The organism is Rhodoglobus vestalii, assembly GCF_006788895.1.
GTDB lineage: Bacteria > Actinomycetota > Actinomycetes > Actinomycetales > Microbacteriaceae > Rhodoglobus > Rhodoglobus vestalii.
The window spans coordinates 279837-296217 of record NZ_VFRA01000001.1; the positions used below are offsets into that span (position 1 = coordinate 279837).

Below are 16381 nucleotides of genomic sequence, written 5' to 3' on the forward strand. Positions count from 1 at the left end.
TTTGTGTTGGTGTCTTACGAGTTCAGCGGCCGCGGCTGCGTTTAGGATGCTCGGGATGCTCGACGCTTGGCCAACTCGTCCATCGGATCTTCACCCTTGACTGTGTCAAGGTCGATAAGGCTTGTTTCGACCTCACGGAGCACCTTGCCCACGGCAATGCCGAAGACGCCCTGGCCGCGGCTGACGAGATCGATGACCTCATCGTTGGAGGTGCACAGGTAAACGCTGGCACCGTCGCTCATGAGCGTGGTCTGTGCAAGATCGTTGATGCCTGACTCGCGGAGTTGGTTCACAGCCACACGAATTTGCTGAAGAGAAATGCCGGTGTCGAGGAGTCGCTTGACGAGCTTGAGCACCAGGATGTCGCGAAATCCGTAGAGGCGCTGTGAGCCGGAGCCTGCGGCACCGCGAACTGTGGGTTCAACGAGTTCAGTGCGGGCCCAGTAGTCGAGTTGGCGGTAGCTAATACCCGCTGCGCGAGCAGCAACAGCGCCGCGGTATCCGGCCGAGTCGTCGAGGTTGGGCATTCCGTCAGTGAAGAGGAGGCCAAGGTCGTAGCGGGATGTCTCGCTACGGTTCACTTCACTCATGGCATTGCCCCTCTAGATTCTGATTCGGCGAGCACGATAAACCAACAACCTTCATGCTTAAGTTGACGCTTAGTGTTTCGTGTTACCTCACGGTACTCACCGCCACCGGATCGACCAACGACATTCGCGAAAACTGGGCGGCGTGTCGTAATCGATCGACAAAACGACCGTACTACGAATCGAGGCGACTCAGGGCAGATCGGATAATACTGCTGCGAACAATCTCTAGCTGGCCCGCAATTTCTCGAGCCATCTCTGCTGCGCGAGCGCGGCTCGACGCATCCTTCCGACGCGAAACCGGCATCAAGGCACTCTCGATGAGCCCAAGCTCGCGCTCCGCTGCTGCACGAAAGCCCCGCAGGTGCCGTGGCTCGATACCACTGCGCTGGAGCTCCACCAACGACCTGAGGACGGCGAGTGAGTCTTCACCAAAAACATCGGATGCCACGATCAGCGAGGAGGAAATAGCGTCTCCGAGCAACATCGGGCTAGCGCCAGCTTCTCGGATCAACTCATCACGGGTGAGCTTGCGCTCAGCAGAGAGCATGGATGGTGCGGCGACTGCACCTCCGGGCAATTCCGGTGTGCGCCCCGCATCCATCTCTTCGAGATAGCCGCGAATAACTTTGAGCGGAAGGTAGTGATCCCGCTGCATCGTTAGCACGAAGCGAAGCCGTTCCATGTCAGCCGACGAAAACTTGCGATACCCGGATGCCGTTCGAGCGGGTGCGACAAGTTTGCGTTCCTCAAGAAACCGGAGCTTCGACGGAGTGAGGTCGCCAAATTCGGGACTCAGTTTGGCAAGAACTTGCCCGATGCTGAGAAGCACCGGGGCTGGAGTCGGGCGCACTTGACGCGCAACCCCAACCACTAATTGCCAGCCGATAGTGGAAGATCGCGTCGTGACGCATAAAACGTGAGTTTGTACTTGCCCACCTGAAGTTCGGCACGTTCGCGAAGAACAGCCGGAGACTCAATGCGGTCGCCCCCGAGGTACGTTCCGTTGAGTGAACCCAAATCTTTGACCTCGAACACGGTGCCCTGTCGCAGAAACTCAACGTGGCGACGCGACACAGTAACGTCATCGAGAAAAATATCTGCCTCAGGATGACGACCCACCGTGGTGATATCGGCATCCAACAAAAAGCGAGCGCCAACATTGGGCCCGCGTCGCACGATCAGAAGCGCAGAACCAGACGGCAGCGCCGTAATTGCGGCCTGCTCGTCAGCCGAAACATCGGACCCCATCGCCGCAACCTGAGCCGCAAAGCCCTGGGTGTAGGCCGCCGTCGTGTCGTTGCGCTCGACAGTAGGCTGCGCGGGCGTCTCGTTCGCCGACCGCATGTCGGCGCCGTGACCATTATTCATTGATTCAACCATCGCAAACCTCCCTGACTAACCAGCGTATCGGAAAGGAGCACTCCTCAACCCCTCGGAATTCGAGAAATTCGGATGGATTGTGCCACATAGATGAATCCCGCCCACCAATACAAGAACGCACCCCAGAGAGCGAACGCCCACCCGATCGGATCAGTGACCCAGGCGACCTCAGGAAACGCTTGACCCAGCATCAAAATTGGGAGGGCGTAAAACAGGCCAGCGGTCGCCACTTTGCCGAGGTGATGGACGGGAAGTGGCCCAAAACCGAAGTTTGCTGAGATGAGACCCAAAATGACGAGCATGATTTCGCGCGCGACAATGACGATGAACAGCCACCACGGAATAACGTTTCGCGCCGCTAAACCAATGAGCGCAGCAAAAATAAACAGCCGATCAGCAGCGGGGTCGAGCAATTGCCCGAGCCGGGTGATCTGATTGAATCGCCGCGCGATTACACCATCGAGATAGTCACTCAGGCTCGATACGACAAGCACGATGAGGGCAAGTGCGTCTTGCGCATTAAGGATGAAGTAGAGGAACAGCGGCACCAGGCCAAGCCGGATGAAACTCAGCACGTTGGGCACAGTCCACACGCGATTGCTGATCTGGGGTGAACCGCTGAATTCCACACTCCGAGTGTAGCCAGCATCGGAGGGCGAAATGCCGCTCTGGCAGCACAAAATACTCGCACTTCAGGCGTACCCTCAAGTACATGTCATGCATCCGCTTCAACACTCCAGCGCAGCGGTCCCAAATGCGCGCGATGGCGCCGTCGATGACCACTTCTCAGGAAGCAGCCGAACTGCATCCTGCGCCGAAAGTAACCGACAGTAAAATCGCGCGACTCCGACTTCTTGCCAACGACGCTAATCCCAAAATTCGCGAAAGTGCTGCGAGTAGTCACCACACTCCGGTCAAGGTATTCGAGGCGTTGGCAAAAGACTCGGATGAGGGGGTACGTGCCTGCGTTGCCCGAAACGAACATGCGCCGTGCGACGTGCTTCGGATGCTCGCAAACGACCCCTCAGAAACCGTACGGGGGTTTCTCGCCGTGAACTTCTTCGTGCCTGACGCCGCTATGCGCACGCTCGCCGACGATGACAGCGCGACGGTGCAGCGTCTGGTGCGTTGGAAGCGCGAGCTCGCCACCGCCTGATGGGCACCGGTGCCGTTCGTGTCGACAGCTGGCTATGGGCCGTGCGCGTCTTCAAGACACGCTCTCAAGCGACTGCTGCGTGCCGTGCGGGGCATGTAAAGATTGCTGGCGCGAGCGTTAAAGCTGCGCAACCGGTGAAGGTCGGCGATCAAGTGCGGATTCGCATCGCGGGCTTCGATCGCATTCTCGTTGTCAAGCAAACTATCGTGAAACGTGTTTCTGCCGCTACGGCAGCGGAGAGCTTCATCGACGAGACGCCCCCGCCGCCTTCCCGCGAGGAAGTGGCACTAGCGCCGAGACGGGACCGTGGGGCCGGGCGCCCCACCAAACGCGAACGACGCGAGCTTGAGAAATTGCGTGGTCGCGACGACCTGGGCTCGCCACCATACGCCGACTAACTCGGCGGTCGTGGGCGGTCATCGCGGTCGCCGGAGTCGTCGTTATCTAGACCTTGCGCAGGGTGAGAATCTGCTCCGCACGGCCAAACGGACCCGCTGCATCATGGAGCACTGTCGAGGTAAGGCCAACCCCGTCCGCACCGAAGTTGACGGCATTTTGCAAACCGAGCCACTCCCCCGCTGGCATGCGGTAGAGATGGATTTGGAGGTCAACATTCGGGAATGCATAGCCGCCTTCGCCTGGTTTGACGCGTGTAGCAATTCCATTACTCGTGTCAACTAAGCCAACCAAGCGCGCAAACTCGCTCACCGGTTCTGCGCTGAGCAGTGGAATGGGAGTGCGCAACCACGCGCGACCTCGTCCGGCGGCATGATCGGGTAGCGCCCGCGCCTCAATTGAGCGGATGTAACCGCCCGGCCACTGGCTGAAGCCCACCGGCGCGCTTGCTTGGCCCGGGCCCGACATCCGCTCATCAACGATGCCTGCGACTTCAGTCGTATCGGAGACCTGCAGTCGCCAAGCGGAAGCACGCACTGCCACCCGACCGCCAGCGACGAACTCAGCTTGCACCAACTCGATCGTGCGGCCCGGTCGGACCATCGACGTGACGATCTCAAACTCGCCGGCGGGAATCAGACCCAGGATTTCGTAGCTGATGCGGGCAATGCGCGCACCCGGGCGTGCCTCGAACCCCTCAAGGACGTGCGCCAAGACGCCTGCCACTGGTGCCATATGTTGTTCGTGCGGATTCCATGCCCCCTGTGCATGGATGGTGGACTCGAAATGGGTATCATCGTGCCGCACATAGTACGACTGCGCTGGAGAGGTCACCCCACCAGCCTAGCCAGCTAAAGTGCCGCCTTTTCATTCGCCCAGATCAATCGGGAAGAAGAGAAAACCCGAAACAGCGGTTGCTAGAACAGCATCGGCTGCCACATTGCCCGCAGCGCTAGTTTGGGCGGCATCTCTTCGGCGATGGGCGAGCGTTCAGCGCCGGTGTCACGGATGCGTAGCTGTGTTCGCGAACCGACGATGCCCGTTGCGGGCTCAAGCGTCGTTCGCTCCAAACCATGGCGCCGGATGGTCGGACTCAACTTTGCCGCCAACCACCTGCGGTATTCCTTGGGATCGTAAATGCCGCGTGAATACAGGGAGTGATAGCGCGACAGCAGCTCTGGATGAGCGCTCTCCAGCCACTGGAAATACCACTCCTTGGTGCCGGGCTTCAAATGCAGCGCCGAATACGCGATTGAGGTGCCTCCAGCCGCTTTCACTTGCGCTACGGCGCGTTCAAGGTGATCTCGCGTGTCCGTAAGGAAGGGCAAAGTCGTCATAGATCGCAATCGACATTCCCACGTCGACCGGCACATGCCCGCTCGCCTCAGCCAAAAGGGCGAGATCGCGCCGAAGCAGGGTGCCCTTCGTGAGAATCGACAGCGGTGTGCCTGCAGCGGCAAGCGCAGCAATGATTCCCGGCATCAGCCGATAGCGCCCCTCCGCACGTTGACCTTGACGATGATCTGAGTATCACAGTCTTTGCCCGCATCAAGATCAAGAAACTCGTGCGTAGGCCTGGCGAAGCAGTAGGTGCACTGGTGCAGGCATCCGCGCATCGGGTTGATGGTCCAACCAAATGGAATGTCACTGGCCGTCGGAACTTTGTTGAGAGCACTTCTAGCCAAGACCTCGTAGAAAGTGACGCCCTCAAAGTCGGGGGTACGCGCGGTGCTCACGAGGTTATTGAGGCGTGCAAGGCCTGGCAGGGTGTTGGGAGCCTCGCTACTGACCTGCTGCCCGCTCCACCGCACGACTGAATTCGAACATATATTCGAATTCAACGCAAGTGGCCGCGTCGCACGCTGATATCCTCGTGAGTGTGTTTTCCAAGGTGACGGTTCCGACAACTCTTCAGACGCGCGGTGGGGAGATGATTCTTCGGTACTCAGAACTGGGTGACATCGACACCATCCTTCAACTATTGGCAGACGATCCTGTCAGTGCACTGCGCGGAGACACCGCACGACCCGAGGACCGCCCCGCCTACGAGAAGGCATTCCACGCAATCGCGACTACCCCGGCGAACGCGCTACTCGTTGTGGTCGCACCTTCTGGTGATGTCGTCGCGACCATGCAGTTGACGGCCATTCCCGGAATGGCGCGCCGGGGCTCCCACCGGCTGCAGGTCGAAGCGGTTCGTGTTGCTGAGAGCCAGCGCTCCGCCGGAATCGGCGGGGCGATGATGCGCTGGGTCGTGGAGGTTGCCGCCCCAACCCTTGGCGCCTCGCTCGTGCAGCTCACCTCAGATGAAGCACGCACCGACGCCCACCGCTTCTACACAAAACTCGGCTTCGAAGCCTCCCACATCGGCTTCAAATACACCATCACACTCTGAGGCGCGATTCGGCGGTCTGGGCTGTGCGGCGGAACCGAGCGCCTGCATGCTCGGGAGGTAGCCGATCCCCGCGGCCGTGGAGTTTATTGCGCAGCGTTCCCTCGGCATACTCTCCGGGGTAAAGATCCCGCTCGCGCAGCACAGGAATCACGTGCTCGATCACGTCTTCAAAGGTTCCCGGGGTGATCGCGTAGGCAAGATTGAATCCGTCGGCGTCGGTCTCTGCCATCCACTGCTGCAATTCATCCGCGATCTCTTCGCCTGACCCGATAATGAAAGGACCGAGACCGCCGATTGCGCCGAGCCGTGCGATGTCGCGAACCTTCCACTGACTTCCATCGTCGTTCGCCTGCTGAAAATTGGCCACGGTCGACTGGATCGCGTTGCTCTGAACGTTGCCGATGGGCTCATCAAGGTCGTACCGCGAGAGATCGATGCCCATCCACCCAGACATGAATACGAGTGCCCCCTCTTCGCTCGCATAGCTGAGATACTCGGCGTATTTGGCGTGGGCCTTCTCAGATGTCTCATCGGTGATGATGGTGAGCAGAGTGTAGATACGAGCAGAGTAACGATCTCGGCCTGCCGCCTCGAGGGCATCCCGAATTCGTGAGACGGTCACCTTCAGACCTGCTTTCGTCGGGGAGGCAACAAAAATCGCCTCCGCATTTCCGGCCGCGAACTGAATCCCCCGGGGTGAGGCACCGGCCTGGTAGATCACCGGGGTTCGCTGCGTCGACGGTTCAGACAGATGGATGCCCGGCACACTGAAATGGGTGCCCTCATGCTCAATGTTGTGAACTTTGCTGGGGTCAGTGAATACGCCCGATTCACGATCACGAATGACGGCGTCGTCTTCCCAGGACCCTTCCCACAGCTTATAGAGCACTTCGAGGTACTCGTCGGCATGGTCATAGCGGTCGTCGTGATCAAACTGATCGTCGTTCCCCATGTTTCGGGCAGCCGAGGGGAGATACCCGGTGACAACATTCCACCCCACGCGACCCTTCGTGAGGTGGTCGAGAGTCGACATGCGGCGAGCAAAGGGGTACGGATGCTCGTAGGCCGTACCGGCGGTAATCCCGAACCCCAAGTGCTCAGTTACATGAGCCATGGCAGAGACTAGGAGGAGCGGATCGTTGACGGGCACTTGGGCACCGTGCCGAATTGCAGCCTCGTTGGAACCGGCGTAAACATCGTAGGTACCCAGCACATCCGCGATGAAAATGCCGTCGAAGGTGCCACGCTCAAGGAGTTGGGCGAGTTCAGTCCAGTAATCGAGATCTTTGTAGCGCCACGACTGGTCGTCGGGGTGGCGCCACATTCCGGAGGACTGATGGGCGACGCAGTTCATATCAAAAGCGTTGAAGCGGATTTGTCTAGGCATGCCACCATGGTGGGCCTCGTTGCGATGGAGCGCACCCTTCACCGAAACAATGACGCAACAGAAAGAAATATAACGACACGTTCTCGCATCATCAGGGAATCCCACACACGCTGAGAAGCATCCCCCTAGTTTCGGATAGAGCAATGCAGACAACACACAAGGCAGCCATTAGCAGCGACGATTTCGCACAAACGTTTCGCCGGTACCCCGAAGCCGAGACCACCCCTCCGCTCATTCACCATAATCGTGCATGGCATCATCGTGGCGAACACTCGCAGGTGCACTAGACAGCATCGACTGAGGTTGCTGGTTCTTCCTCCTCGTCACCCCAACTTTCAACGAGGGTGACGCGGCCACGAGAATCGGTAGTAGCAAGAACCAGCGCAATGATGGCAGTGACGATTCCGACAACCCCCAGAGGGTTCGCAATTCCGATAGCGATGCCAAGTGCTGGCTCCGTCGGTCCGCTAATAATCGTTTGAAGGCCACCCAGTGTGGAATCGGGAATCGTGAGGCCCAACAGAAATGCGCACACCCCGGATGCGATGAGCTGGGCGTGAGTCATTGCCCGCGTCGGAAAACCGCGAAGGGCAGTGCGTCGCATAGCCAACCCGGCAAGGCTGAGTAAGACACCATAGGTCAGGCCAAGAGTCACCGTGTAGGTGATGGTCAAGTCACCGCCGATGCCGAAAAGGTACCGACCGAAAGAGATCCAGCCGGCCACTGCGAGACCGGCAACCACTGCCACAGTGCCAGCGCGCCCCGAACCCGGAACCCCGGGAGTCGCACGAACTTTAATCGCGCTGTACGTCATTAGATTCCCCTCAACACGGTGCTACCTATAATCGTAGCGATCGTTATGCCACCAGAGCTGCCACGCGCGTTGTGTGGCCTGTACTGCTTACATAGCCTTCGACCAAATGCCACTAACCCTAAATAGCTCACGGTCGGCGTTAAGTGCAGCTAGGCGAGCAACTGCTCCGCCAGGAGTTTGAGCGCCGTTACGCGGCCCGGCGAGGTGCTCGGCGCATCCGAATCGTGTGCGGACAGACCAGGGGTGACCATAACTTCGTCAACGCCGAAACGAGCTACGAGCGAGCGGATGCGCGCTGCGGCCGCAGTTGGCTCGTCGATGACCCAGCGCTCGGCCATGGCATCCACCATCTCTTGTTGGGCCGGGGGAATCTCGGCTGCGGCAGCCTGCTCGATGGTTGCCAGCGGCCCCAACGGCATACCACTGCGCAATCGGGCCATCTGATGAAGTTGTGGCAGAGCGGCCGCGTAAGCATCTGCTGCGGTGGCGGCTACCGACACGTTGAGAGTGAGGAACGTGCGTGGTTCAGCGAGCCGCTCTGATGGCACAAAGTTGTCTCGGTACAACCCCATGATGCGCTCGGTTCCTTCTCCCGAAAAATGGTGGGCGAACACGTAGGGCATACCCTGAGCGGCGGCAAGGCGTGCCGAATAGTCGCTCGAGCCGAGTAACCACAGTTCGGCCACCGATGCCGCTTTCGGCGTAGCGGTGAGCTCATAAATCTGCCCAGACTGCAGTTGCAGGGCTGCACCCTCTGGATGCATGAGACTGCGGATGTCAGCCACGTTGCTCGGAAAAGCGTCGACGTCGCTTGTCGTTCCCGTCATCCGCAAATAGGAGCTGATCACAGGGTCACTGCCCGGAGCGCGACCGATACCGAGATCAATGCGTCCGGGGAATGCGGCCTCGAGGATCGCAAACTGTTCGGCGACCACGAGCGGGGCGTGGTTGGGGAGCATAACTCCCCCGGAACCCACCCGGATGCGCTCGGTGCGAGCAGCCACGATTCCGATCAGTACTGCAGGATTAGTTGATGCCACCGCCTTCATGTTGTGGTGCTCGGCAACCCAGTAGCGCGAAAATCCGAGTTCGTCGGCGCGCTGGGCGAGCGCGATACTCGAAGCAATCGCGTCGGACGAGGTCTGGTTGCTGCGGACCGGAATAAGGTCAAGAACGGAAAGACGAAGTGGCGTAGTCATCACTGTTAGTCAACCGCCACACGGCACGAATATTCCGGAGCCCTGCTTACTCAATAGACTGGTCAGATTACTCAATAGACTGGTCAGATGCACGACGCTGAGCAGTCTCCCCCCGTTCCGAACACGTTTGAAACTTCCGGGGAACCGTCGAAACCTGTGTCTCGCCGATGCCGCATCCTGCGTATTGTCCTCATCTCGTTTGCGTCTCTGATTGTGCTCGCGGCCGTGGGAATTCTCGTCTGGGCGAATGTGGGCGTCATGCAGGCAGAGGCGGGGGCCTTAGAGAAGGTGCGCACAAATCCTGCAGTTTCGGTGCATGAGACCCCGAATTCGTTCATCCTCTCCCCCACCGCTGGTGTTTCCGGGAACGGGCTCGTCTTTATTCCGGGCGCAAAAGTCAGCGCCGATGCCTACCTCTACAAACTTTCGGGAGTCGTCGCCGAATCGGGGTTGACCGTTGTCGTCACCAAACCGATCCTCAATCTGGCATTCTTCGATCAACGACCGCTGACCACCTTCACAAATGCGGTCCCGGATGTCGACACCTGGTTTGTCGGTGGTCACTCACTTGGCGGGGTGCGTGCCTGCCAATACGCTGCCGAACCCCTAGTGGGCGGGCTGATCCTCTTTGCCAGTTACTGCGCGAACGATCTTGCAGAAGTCGACACTCAAGTCTTGAGCTTGAGCGGCAGCGAAGACCAGCTGAGTACCCCGGAAACAATCATGGATGCCGCAGATCTACTGCCGGCCTCCACCACCTTTTTTCCGATCGACGGCGCCAACCACGCCCGTTTCGGTGACTACGGTCTGCAACCGGGAGATGGTGTGGCGAGTCTCGACAGTTCCATCGTGCGCGATGTGATCACAGCGGAAATCACCGGCTTCATACGCTAGTGGTCAGGCAAGAATCGGGATCGTGCCGGTAGCGGTGTACCCCGCAGACTGCGGAAGGGGCAGGCCGAGCGGGTCCGAGTCGGTGCGCGGGTCGACGGGAGCGTCAGCGTCAGTGGGAGCGTCGCTGCTAGATGCAATGATGGGAATCGATTCGGTGAGGGCGATCAGACCATCCGAAATTGTTGCCAACGGGTCAGCATCAGTGCTGGAAAAAATGGGGAATGAGCGGCCCTCGTCCGGAAGCATCCGGCCTCGCCGGATAACAACGATGGTTGCCGCGGCAAGTGGTATCGCGATAGCGCTCGGCGCGGCCACCCAGAATGATCCACTCAACACCCCGTAAGCGCCCCAGACGGAGTAAGCCAGCACCAGCAACCACTGGGTGGTTTCTGAAATACCGGCAAGACGCACAGCATCGTTGCGGCTCTGCCAGGTGATTCGTGCCTGCGGCATCCACATCAAGAAGGAGAAGCCTGTGCCCATGAATCCAAGTACATTAATAGCGAAATCGGTGGTGTCCATACCGAGTGCTCTGTTCTTTCTGACGGCCCAGGGAAGAACTCCTGATTGGGCACAAATTGCTGGGCATCCACGCGATGTCAGGGTAATCATAGGCATAAAAACTGGCGTGCGCCAGAGCGATCTTGACGGCTCAACTAGTGCAGCGATTCATCGGCAGCAGTCTGGCGAAAATCGCTAAAAGTGACCGTCAATCCGGCGCGCGTCGGGGCGCAACAGAACAGCCCACCATCGATCGAAGCATCGGGCGCGAAATAGGCCAACCGCACGAGGCGAAAGTTGTCATCATCGACTCGGGCGCGCACCGTGATGGCATCTCCCGTGCGGCTCGCGCGCACGGTGACGGCACGCCCGACCCAGTCGGCAACCGGAGCGACCGACCAATCAGAAACGCCGTGCGTGACAACCGCACCCAGCTGGGGCAGACCATCCGAAATTTCGATGCCCGCCTTCATCCATTCGCGATCTGATGACCGCAGGAACAAACCCGCCTGGTCAAACTGTTGGGTGAAATCAAGAATGAAGCTGACCTCGATAGCGCTTCCCACGGCGAAAGGCGCTATTAGAGCATGCTCGGAGTCATGCACAAATCCATAAGAAGTGGTTCGCCATGCGTCGCTACTCTCAGCCGCCGTGACACGAAGGGTATCCGAAACAAGGTCGGCGCTGACCGGTGCTGTCGTCCAGCGTCCCGTGCGCATCAGGTGTTCGAGACTCACGCTGATTTCCAGCTCCACTCGGCAACTTCGGGCATGTCATCGCCGTGTTCGCGCGTGTACTGCCGCGCGCGAAGTCGGGTGTCATGCATTTCTTGCCAGAATGCGGCATGCCGCGACATCAGCCCGGGCACCCGTTCGAGTACATCGATCACGAGGTGGTACCGGTCGAGATCGTTTAGCATCACCATGTCAAATGGGGTGGTTGTGGTGCCCTCGTCTTTGTACCCGCGCACGTGCAGATTTGCGTGCCCGTGGCGCTTATACGTGAGACGGTGGATGAGCCACGGGTAGCCGTGATGGGCAAAAATAACCGGCTTGTCAATCGTGAACAGCGCATCATATTCGGCATCGCTGAGCCCATGCGGATGCTCGGATTCACTGTGCAGGCGCATGAGATCGATGACGTTCACGACCCGCACGCGCAGCTCAGGAATCCGCTCGCGCAGGATCTGGGTGGCGGCGAGGGTTTCTAGGGTCGGAACATCACCGGCACAGGCAAGTACGACATCCGGTTCTTCACCAACAACTTCGGTACCGGCCCAGTCGAATAGTCCGATTCCGCGCACACAGTGTTCGATGGCTTCGGGCATGCTGAGCCAATTATTTTCGGGGTGCTTGCCCGCAACGACGACATTGATTTTGTCGACGGAGCGCAAGCAGTGGTCGTAGGTCGAGAGAAGGGTGTTGGCGTCACACGGCAGGTAAACCCTAACGACGTCGGGCTTCTTATTCATGACGAGGTCAAGAAAACCTGGGTCTTGGTGCGACGCCCCGTTGTGGTCTTGACGCCACACGTGTGAACTCAGCAGGTAGTTCAGCGAGGACACGGGTCGGCGCCACGGGATTGAGTTCGCCCCTTCCAACCATTTCGCGTGCTGGTTGAACATCGAATCGACGATGTGGATGAATGCCTCGTACGAGTTGAATATGCCGTGACGCCCGGTCAGCAAGTAGCCTTCGAGCCAGCCCTGACACTGGTGTTCGCTCAGCATCTCCATGACGCGGCCAGCACGCGCAAGATGGTTGTCTGCATCGATGGGGAGGTAATCGGCATCCCACTGCTTGTTCGTCACGTCGAATACGGCACTCAGGCGGTTGGATGCTGTCACATCAGCCCCAAAAATTCTGAAGTTGTCGGGGTTGTCGCGAATCACATCGCGCAGCCACTCCCCGAGCGCGCCAGTGGCGGAGCTGGTGGTTTCCCCCGGACTCGGAACATCCACGGCATAGTCACGAAAGTCGGGCAGGCGAAGCGGTCTACGAATCAGCCCCCCGTTGGTGACCGGGTTCGCGCTCATCCGGTGGTCGCCGCGCGGCGCCAGTGCCGTTGTGATGGCGAGCGGTGCACCGCTCGCGTCGAAGATTTCTTCTGGGCGGTAGGACGCCATCCAGTCATTCAGCTGCTGCAGGTGCTCCTCAGTGTCGCGCACATCGGCGAGCGGAACTTGGTGAGAGCGCCAATTGTCTTCCACGGGATTGCCGTCGACAATTTGGGGGCCCGTCCACCCTTTCGGGGTTCGCAGAATCAGCATCGGCCAGGCCGGGCGACCCTTTAGAGTGCCGTTCGCCGCGGCCGCTTTGATCTGCGCGATGTGATCGACGATGTCGTCGAGCGTCGCCGCCATGCGTTCGTGCACGGCGCGGGGATCCTCGCTATCGAAGCCTCCTGACACGACGTACGGGGTGTGTCCGTGACCGCGCATGAGATCGCATAATTCTTCCTCGGGGATGCGCGCGAGCACGGTCGGGTTCGCAATCTTGTAGCCGTTGAGGTGCAAGATCGGCAGGACGACGCCATCGCGTTCGGGGTCAATGAATTTGTTCGAATGCCAGGCGGTAGCCAGCGGCCCGGTCTCGGCTTCGCCATCCCCCACGACTGTTGCGACCAACAGATTGGGGTTGTCGAAAGCCGCGCCGTAAGCATGTGAGAGCGAGTAGCCGAGCTCGCCACCCTCGTGGATCGACCCCGGCGTTTCTGGCGCTGCGTGACTGGGAATTCCACCCGGAAAAGAGAACTGCCTAAACAATTTACGGATGCCGTCTTCGGTCTTATCGATGTCACCGTACGTTTCGCTGTAGGTGCCATCAAGATAGGCGCTGGCGACCACGGCTGGTCCACCGTGTCCGGGGCCCGCGATAAAGATTGTTTCGGTGTCGCGCTCCAGAATGATTCGGTTGAGGTGAGCCCAGATGAAGTTCAGACCCGGGGTGGTCCCCCAGTGCCCAAGAAGCCGCGGCTTGGTGTGCTCGCGACGCAAGGGTACGCGGAGCAACGGATTGTCGAGCAGGTAGATCTGACCGACAGAAAGATAGTTCGCGGCACGAAACCACGCATCCAACTGGTCGAGAGTTTCGGGAAGCACTTCGGTCGGGCGAGGGCCGCACCAGGGTGAGCGGGGTGAAGAGTTAGCAACAGTCATGAGATTTCTCTTCTCTGATCGCGATGAATTGTGCTGGATGAACCGTGCAACTAACTCGCGTCCGTCAAGGAGCGTGAGGCTCAGTGTACGAGCAAACACAGCGACGTGGTCGAACCCACAGGTTTACCGGCTCCGCCCCTCACGACGATGGCCCGCGCGAAGGATATTCTCGGAGAATGGTCTCGGAGAGCACGCGGCGCGGCACGGTGAGCCATATTGTGGCAGGAATTTTCGCGGTTGCTCTCGCCGTAACCACCACAATCGGCACCATCCCATGGTGGGTAGCGGTGTTGTACGCGGTAGCGAGTCTGGTTAGCAAATGTGCGACTGTTCATGTCAACTATCTCTGCTTAGAGCGAATTGTCAGCGGCATAACATGTGAATTCTTTGATGCACTGGGGTTAGGCGTCTGGCTGCGCTAGTGCGCAGCCCTCACGATAACGAAAGAAAGAGCTTCTCGATCTCGTCGGGCTGCGGTGATCTTTCGGCGCCGGGGTTCACCAGGCACTCTTTCATCGCTCCGGAGATGACGAGGAAGCCGGCCCGGTCTAGCGCTTTTGACACGGCGGAGAGTTGATGGATGACGTCGGCGCACCCTGCACCGCTTTCCACGGTGGTGATGAGCGCCCCCAACTGCCCCTGCGCTCGACGCAACCGGTTCACGATCTTCTTGTGGGCTTCGATGTCGGTGGTCGACCGCAATAGCGGAACCTTGGAGGCCATTAGCGTCTCTTTTCTCTCGTGCGAGTTGACAGTTTTGATACCCCATGGGGTATAGTGTTAAGCATACCCCCTAGGGTATTAATCCGTATAGTCAGTCAAATGAAAGCAGAGTTATGTGCAGAGCAGTCACGTGCCGTGTATGCAACAAAACAACGTGGGCCGGATGCGGCGAACACATCCAATCCGTTAAGCGCAGTGTTCCCGCATCAAACTGGTGCAACGGAAAACACACTCAAGCGCAGATGGATTCAGCCAAGTCCACCGAGGGCGGCTTCTTTGCTCGCCTCTTCGGTCGTTAGCCAACCACCCATGCGCAGACCTGGGTTGTCAGAAGTGCGACACGCCAGGGCGTGCACTCAACCATCGGAGAAATAATGCTTCTCGAACGTATCTATGACACCGACCTTGCCCAGGCCAGCTATTTCATTGGGTGCCAAGCCAAGGGTGAAGCGATTGTGGTTGACCCCCGCCGCGACCTTGACGTCTACTTCGACATCGCGGAGAAAAATGGAATGACCATTACCGCGGTCACCGAAACACACATCCACGCCGACTATCTTTCCGGCACACGCGAGCTTGCCGCGCGCACAGGTGCGACGATTCTCGTCTCTGATGAAGGCGGCCCAGATTGGACCTACGGAAGTGCGTTCGACGGTGCAGTGCGGATGAAGGACAAGCACACCATCACACTCGGCAACATCACGCTCCAGGCCATCCACACGCCGGGACACACTCCCGAACACCTCTCCTTCCTCATTATTGACGGCGCGCAAGCAGACGCCCCCGGCTTTATGCTTTCTGGCGACTTCGTGTTCGTGGGAGATCTCGGGCGCCCCGACCTGCTCGATGAAGCAGCCGGCGGAATCGATACCCGGTTCGGCGGAGCGAAAGATATCTTTGCGAGCCTCCGTGATCGGTTCCTTACCCTTCCCGACTACGTACAGGTACTTCCGGCGCACGGTGCGGGAAGTGCGTGTGGCAAAGCCCTAGGCGCGATCCCCACAACAACCGTCGGCTATGAACGCGCGTTTGCGTGGTGGAGCCACTATCTTGCCGACAACGATGAGCAGGGGTTTATCGACGAACTACTCAACGGTCAACCCGATGCCCACGCCTATTTTGCCCGGATGAAGATCCAGAACCGACAGGGCCCGCGCGTCTTAGGCGCCGTCACTGAACTGCGCGAATACACGACCGCGGAAGTAGCGTCAGCCCTTGCGGATGACAGCGCTATCCTCATCGACACCCGCCACAACACCGAAGTTCACCTCGGCACGGTGCCGCGCTCGCTGAACGTTCCTGGCACCGAAAAAGCGGCCAGCTACGGCGCGTGGGTGTACAACCCGGACACGGAGACGCGGCCCGTCATCCTCTTGGCGGCGACCCTCACCGAAGCCGAAGAGTTGCGGGACCATCTTGTGCGAGTGGGAATCGACTCAGTTGCAGGTTTCGTCCCTACGCTTGATGGTCTTGACCTTGTCACGCCCACCCTGGTTTCCCCCACCGAGTTAGATTCGGTCGATCGGGTTCTGCTCCTAGACGTTCGCAATAGGACTGAGTTTGCTGAGGGTCATATTCCCGCGGCTAAACAGCTCAGTGGTGGTCGCGTGATGTGGGCGCTCGACCAACTACCCCGTGAGGGAACTATCGTGACCTACTGCCAAAGCGGAGTACGTAACAGCGTCGCGGCAAGTGCCCTTCGTCGCGACGGATATGAGGTCGCCGAACTCGAGGGCTCCTACCTCGGCTGGGTCGCAATGCCCGGCACCGTACCTGAGGTGTAGCAACC

The 16381-nt window shown here is 59.2% G+C and carries 19 protein-coding genes and 1 pseudogene; 6 read left to right on the plus strand and 14 right to left on the minus strand.

What is annotated here, in order from left to right:
• Positions 1-41: 41 nt before the first annotated feature.
• The 4 genes from FB472_RS01350 to FB472_RS01365 all read right to left on the minus strand — a co-directional run bounded on the left by FB472_RS01350 (position 42) and on the right by FB472_RS01365 (position 2599).
• On the minus strand, positions 42-590 hold the full coding sequence (locus FB472_RS01350; protein ID WP_021810167.1) for a MerR family transcriptional regulator: 549 nt from the start codon (positions 588-590) through the stop codon (positions 42-44).
• A 172-nt stretch (positions 591-762) separates the two neighbouring features.
• Positions 763-1440 carry a transcriptional regulator FtsR gene (ftsR, locus tag FB472_RS01355; protein WP_170192003.1) on the minus strand — a complete coding sequence of 226 codons (678 nt, stop codon included), beginning with the start codon at positions 1438-1440 and terminating at the stop codon, positions 763-765.
• 20 nt (positions 1441-1460) lie between these two features.
• Entirely contained in the window at positions 1461-1970 is a 510-nt protein-coding gene (locus FB472_RS01360) for an FHA domain-containing protein (RefSeq protein ID WP_141989331.1), read from the minus strand.
• Between the two features lie 44 nt (positions 1971-2014).
• Positions 2015-2599: a CDP-alcohol phosphatidyltransferase family protein gene (locus tag FB472_RS01365; RefSeq protein ID WP_141989332.1), complete on the minus strand. Its 585-nt coding sequence runs from the start codon at positions 2597-2599 to the stop codon at positions 2015-2017.
• A gap of 146 nt (positions 2600-2745) precedes the next feature.
• On the opposite strand from FB472_RS01365, the gene FB472_RS01370 reads away from it, so the two are divergent.
• Together FB472_RS01370 and FB472_RS01375 are read left to right on the plus strand one after the other, a co-directional pair.
• Complete coding sequence (locus FB472_RS01370) at positions 2746-3126, plus strand: hypothetical protein (RefSeq protein WP_246078006.1); 381 nt, start codon at positions 2746-2748, stop codon at positions 3124-3126.
• Positions 3126-3524 (plus strand): RNA-binding S4 domain-containing protein, encoded by a 399-nt coding sequence (locus tag FB472_RS01375; protein WP_141989334.1) that lies wholly within the window; start codon positions 3126-3128, stop codon positions 3522-3524. Before FB472_RS01370 ends, FB472_RS01375 begins: the two co-directional genes overlap by 1 nt.
• 46 nt (positions 3525-3570) lie before the next feature.
• Here FB472_RS01375 and FB472_RS01380 read toward each other — a convergent pair whose 3' ends face one another.
• The 3 genes and pseudogenes from FB472_RS01380 to FB472_RS14530 all read right to left on the minus strand — a co-directional run.
• Complete coding sequence (locus FB472_RS01380) at positions 3571-4356, minus strand: thioesterase family protein (protein ID WP_141989335.1); 786 nt, start codon at positions 4354-4356, stop codon at positions 3571-3573.
• A gap of 83 nt (positions 4357-4439) precedes the next feature.
• Complete coding sequence (locus FB472_RS14520) at positions 4440-4859, minus strand: radical SAM family protein (RefSeq protein ID WP_342775535.1); 420 nt, start codon at positions 4857-4859, stop codon at positions 4440-4442.
• Positions 4855-5333: pseudogene (locus tag FB472_RS14530) on the minus strand (radical SAM family protein); the annotation flags it as partial. The gene FB472_RS14520 and the pseudogene FB472_RS14530, both read right to left, overlap by 5 nt.
• Positions 5334-5401: 68 nt before the next feature.
• Here FB472_RS14530 and FB472_RS01390 point away from each other — a divergent pair.
• Positions 5402-5917, plus strand: a complete 516-nt coding sequence (locus FB472_RS01390) for a GNAT family N-acetyltransferase (RefSeq protein WP_035898229.1) — start codon at positions 5402-5404, stop codon at positions 5915-5917.
• Here FB472_RS01390 and FB472_RS01395 read toward each other — a convergent pair.
• The 3 genes from FB472_RS01395 to FB472_RS01405 all read right to left on the minus strand — a co-directional run bounded on the left by FB472_RS01395 (position 5907) and on the right by FB472_RS01405 (position 9317).
• Complete coding sequence (locus FB472_RS01395) at positions 5907-7304, minus strand: LLM class flavin-dependent oxidoreductase (RefSeq protein WP_141989336.1); 1398 nt, start codon at positions 7302-7304, stop codon at positions 5907-5909. The genes FB472_RS01390 and FB472_RS01395 overlap by 11 nt on opposite strands.
• Positions 7305-7587: 283 nt before the next feature.
• On the minus strand, positions 7588-8118 hold the full coding sequence (locus FB472_RS01400; protein WP_141989337.1) for a hypothetical protein: 531 nt from the start codon (positions 8116-8118) through the stop codon (positions 7588-7590).
• A gap of 149 nt (positions 8119-8267) precedes the next feature.
• Positions 8268-9317, minus strand: coding sequence for an LLM class flavin-dependent oxidoreductase (locus FB472_RS01405; protein WP_141989338.1), 1050 nt, complete (start codon positions 9315-9317; stop codon positions 8268-8270).
• Between the two features lie 87 nt (positions 9318-9404).
• Here FB472_RS01405 and FB472_RS01410 point away from each other — a divergent pair, with 87 nt between their 5' ends.
• Positions 9405-10211 carry an alpha/beta hydrolase gene (locus tag FB472_RS01410; RefSeq protein WP_141989339.1) on the plus strand — a complete coding sequence of 269 codons (807 nt, stop codon included), beginning with the start codon at positions 9405-9407 and terminating at the stop codon, positions 10209-10211.
• Positions 10212-10214: 3 nt separating this feature from the next.
• On the opposite strand, the gene FB472_RS01415 is transcribed toward FB472_RS01410, so the two are convergent.
• From FB472_RS01415 to FB472_RS01425, 3 genes are all read right to left on the minus strand, one after another.
• On the minus strand, positions 10215-10733 hold the full coding sequence (locus FB472_RS01415) for a hypothetical protein (protein ID WP_141989340.1): 519 nt from the start codon (positions 10731-10733) through the stop codon (positions 10215-10217).
• 134 nt (positions 10734-10867) lie between these two features.
• Positions 10868-11431, minus strand: coding sequence for a DUF1349 domain-containing protein (locus FB472_RS01420; protein WP_141991407.1), 564 nt, complete (start codon positions 11429-11431; stop codon positions 10868-10870).
• A gap of 14 nt (positions 11432-11445) precedes the next feature.
• Positions 11446-13869: a phosphoketolase family protein gene (locus tag FB472_RS01425; RefSeq protein WP_141989341.1), complete on the minus strand. Its 2424-nt coding sequence runs from the start codon at positions 13867-13869 to the stop codon at positions 11446-11448.
• A gap of 176 nt (positions 13870-14045) precedes the next feature.
• On the opposite strand from FB472_RS01425, the gene FB472_RS01430 reads away from it, so the two are divergent.
• Positions 14046-14291: a hypothetical protein gene (locus FB472_RS01430; RefSeq protein ID WP_141989342.1), complete on the plus strand. Its 246-nt coding sequence runs from the start codon at positions 14046-14048 to the stop codon at positions 14289-14291.
• 10 nt (positions 14292-14301) lie between these two features.
• Here the strand turns inward: FB472_RS01430 and FB472_RS01435 are convergent, their stop codons facing one another.
• Entirely contained in the window at positions 14302-14592 is a 291-nt protein-coding gene (locus tag FB472_RS01435; RefSeq protein WP_141989343.1) for a metal-sensitive transcriptional regulator, read from the minus strand.
• Positions 14593-14966: 374 nt separating this feature from the next.
• Here FB472_RS01435 and FB472_RS01445 point away from each other — a divergent pair, with 374 nt between their 5' ends.
• Complete coding sequence (locus tag FB472_RS01445) at positions 14967-16376, plus strand: MBL fold metallo-hydrolase (RefSeq protein ID WP_141989345.1); 1410 nt, start codon at positions 14967-14969, stop codon at positions 16374-16376.
• The last annotated feature ends 5 nt before the right edge of the window (positions 16377-16381 follow it).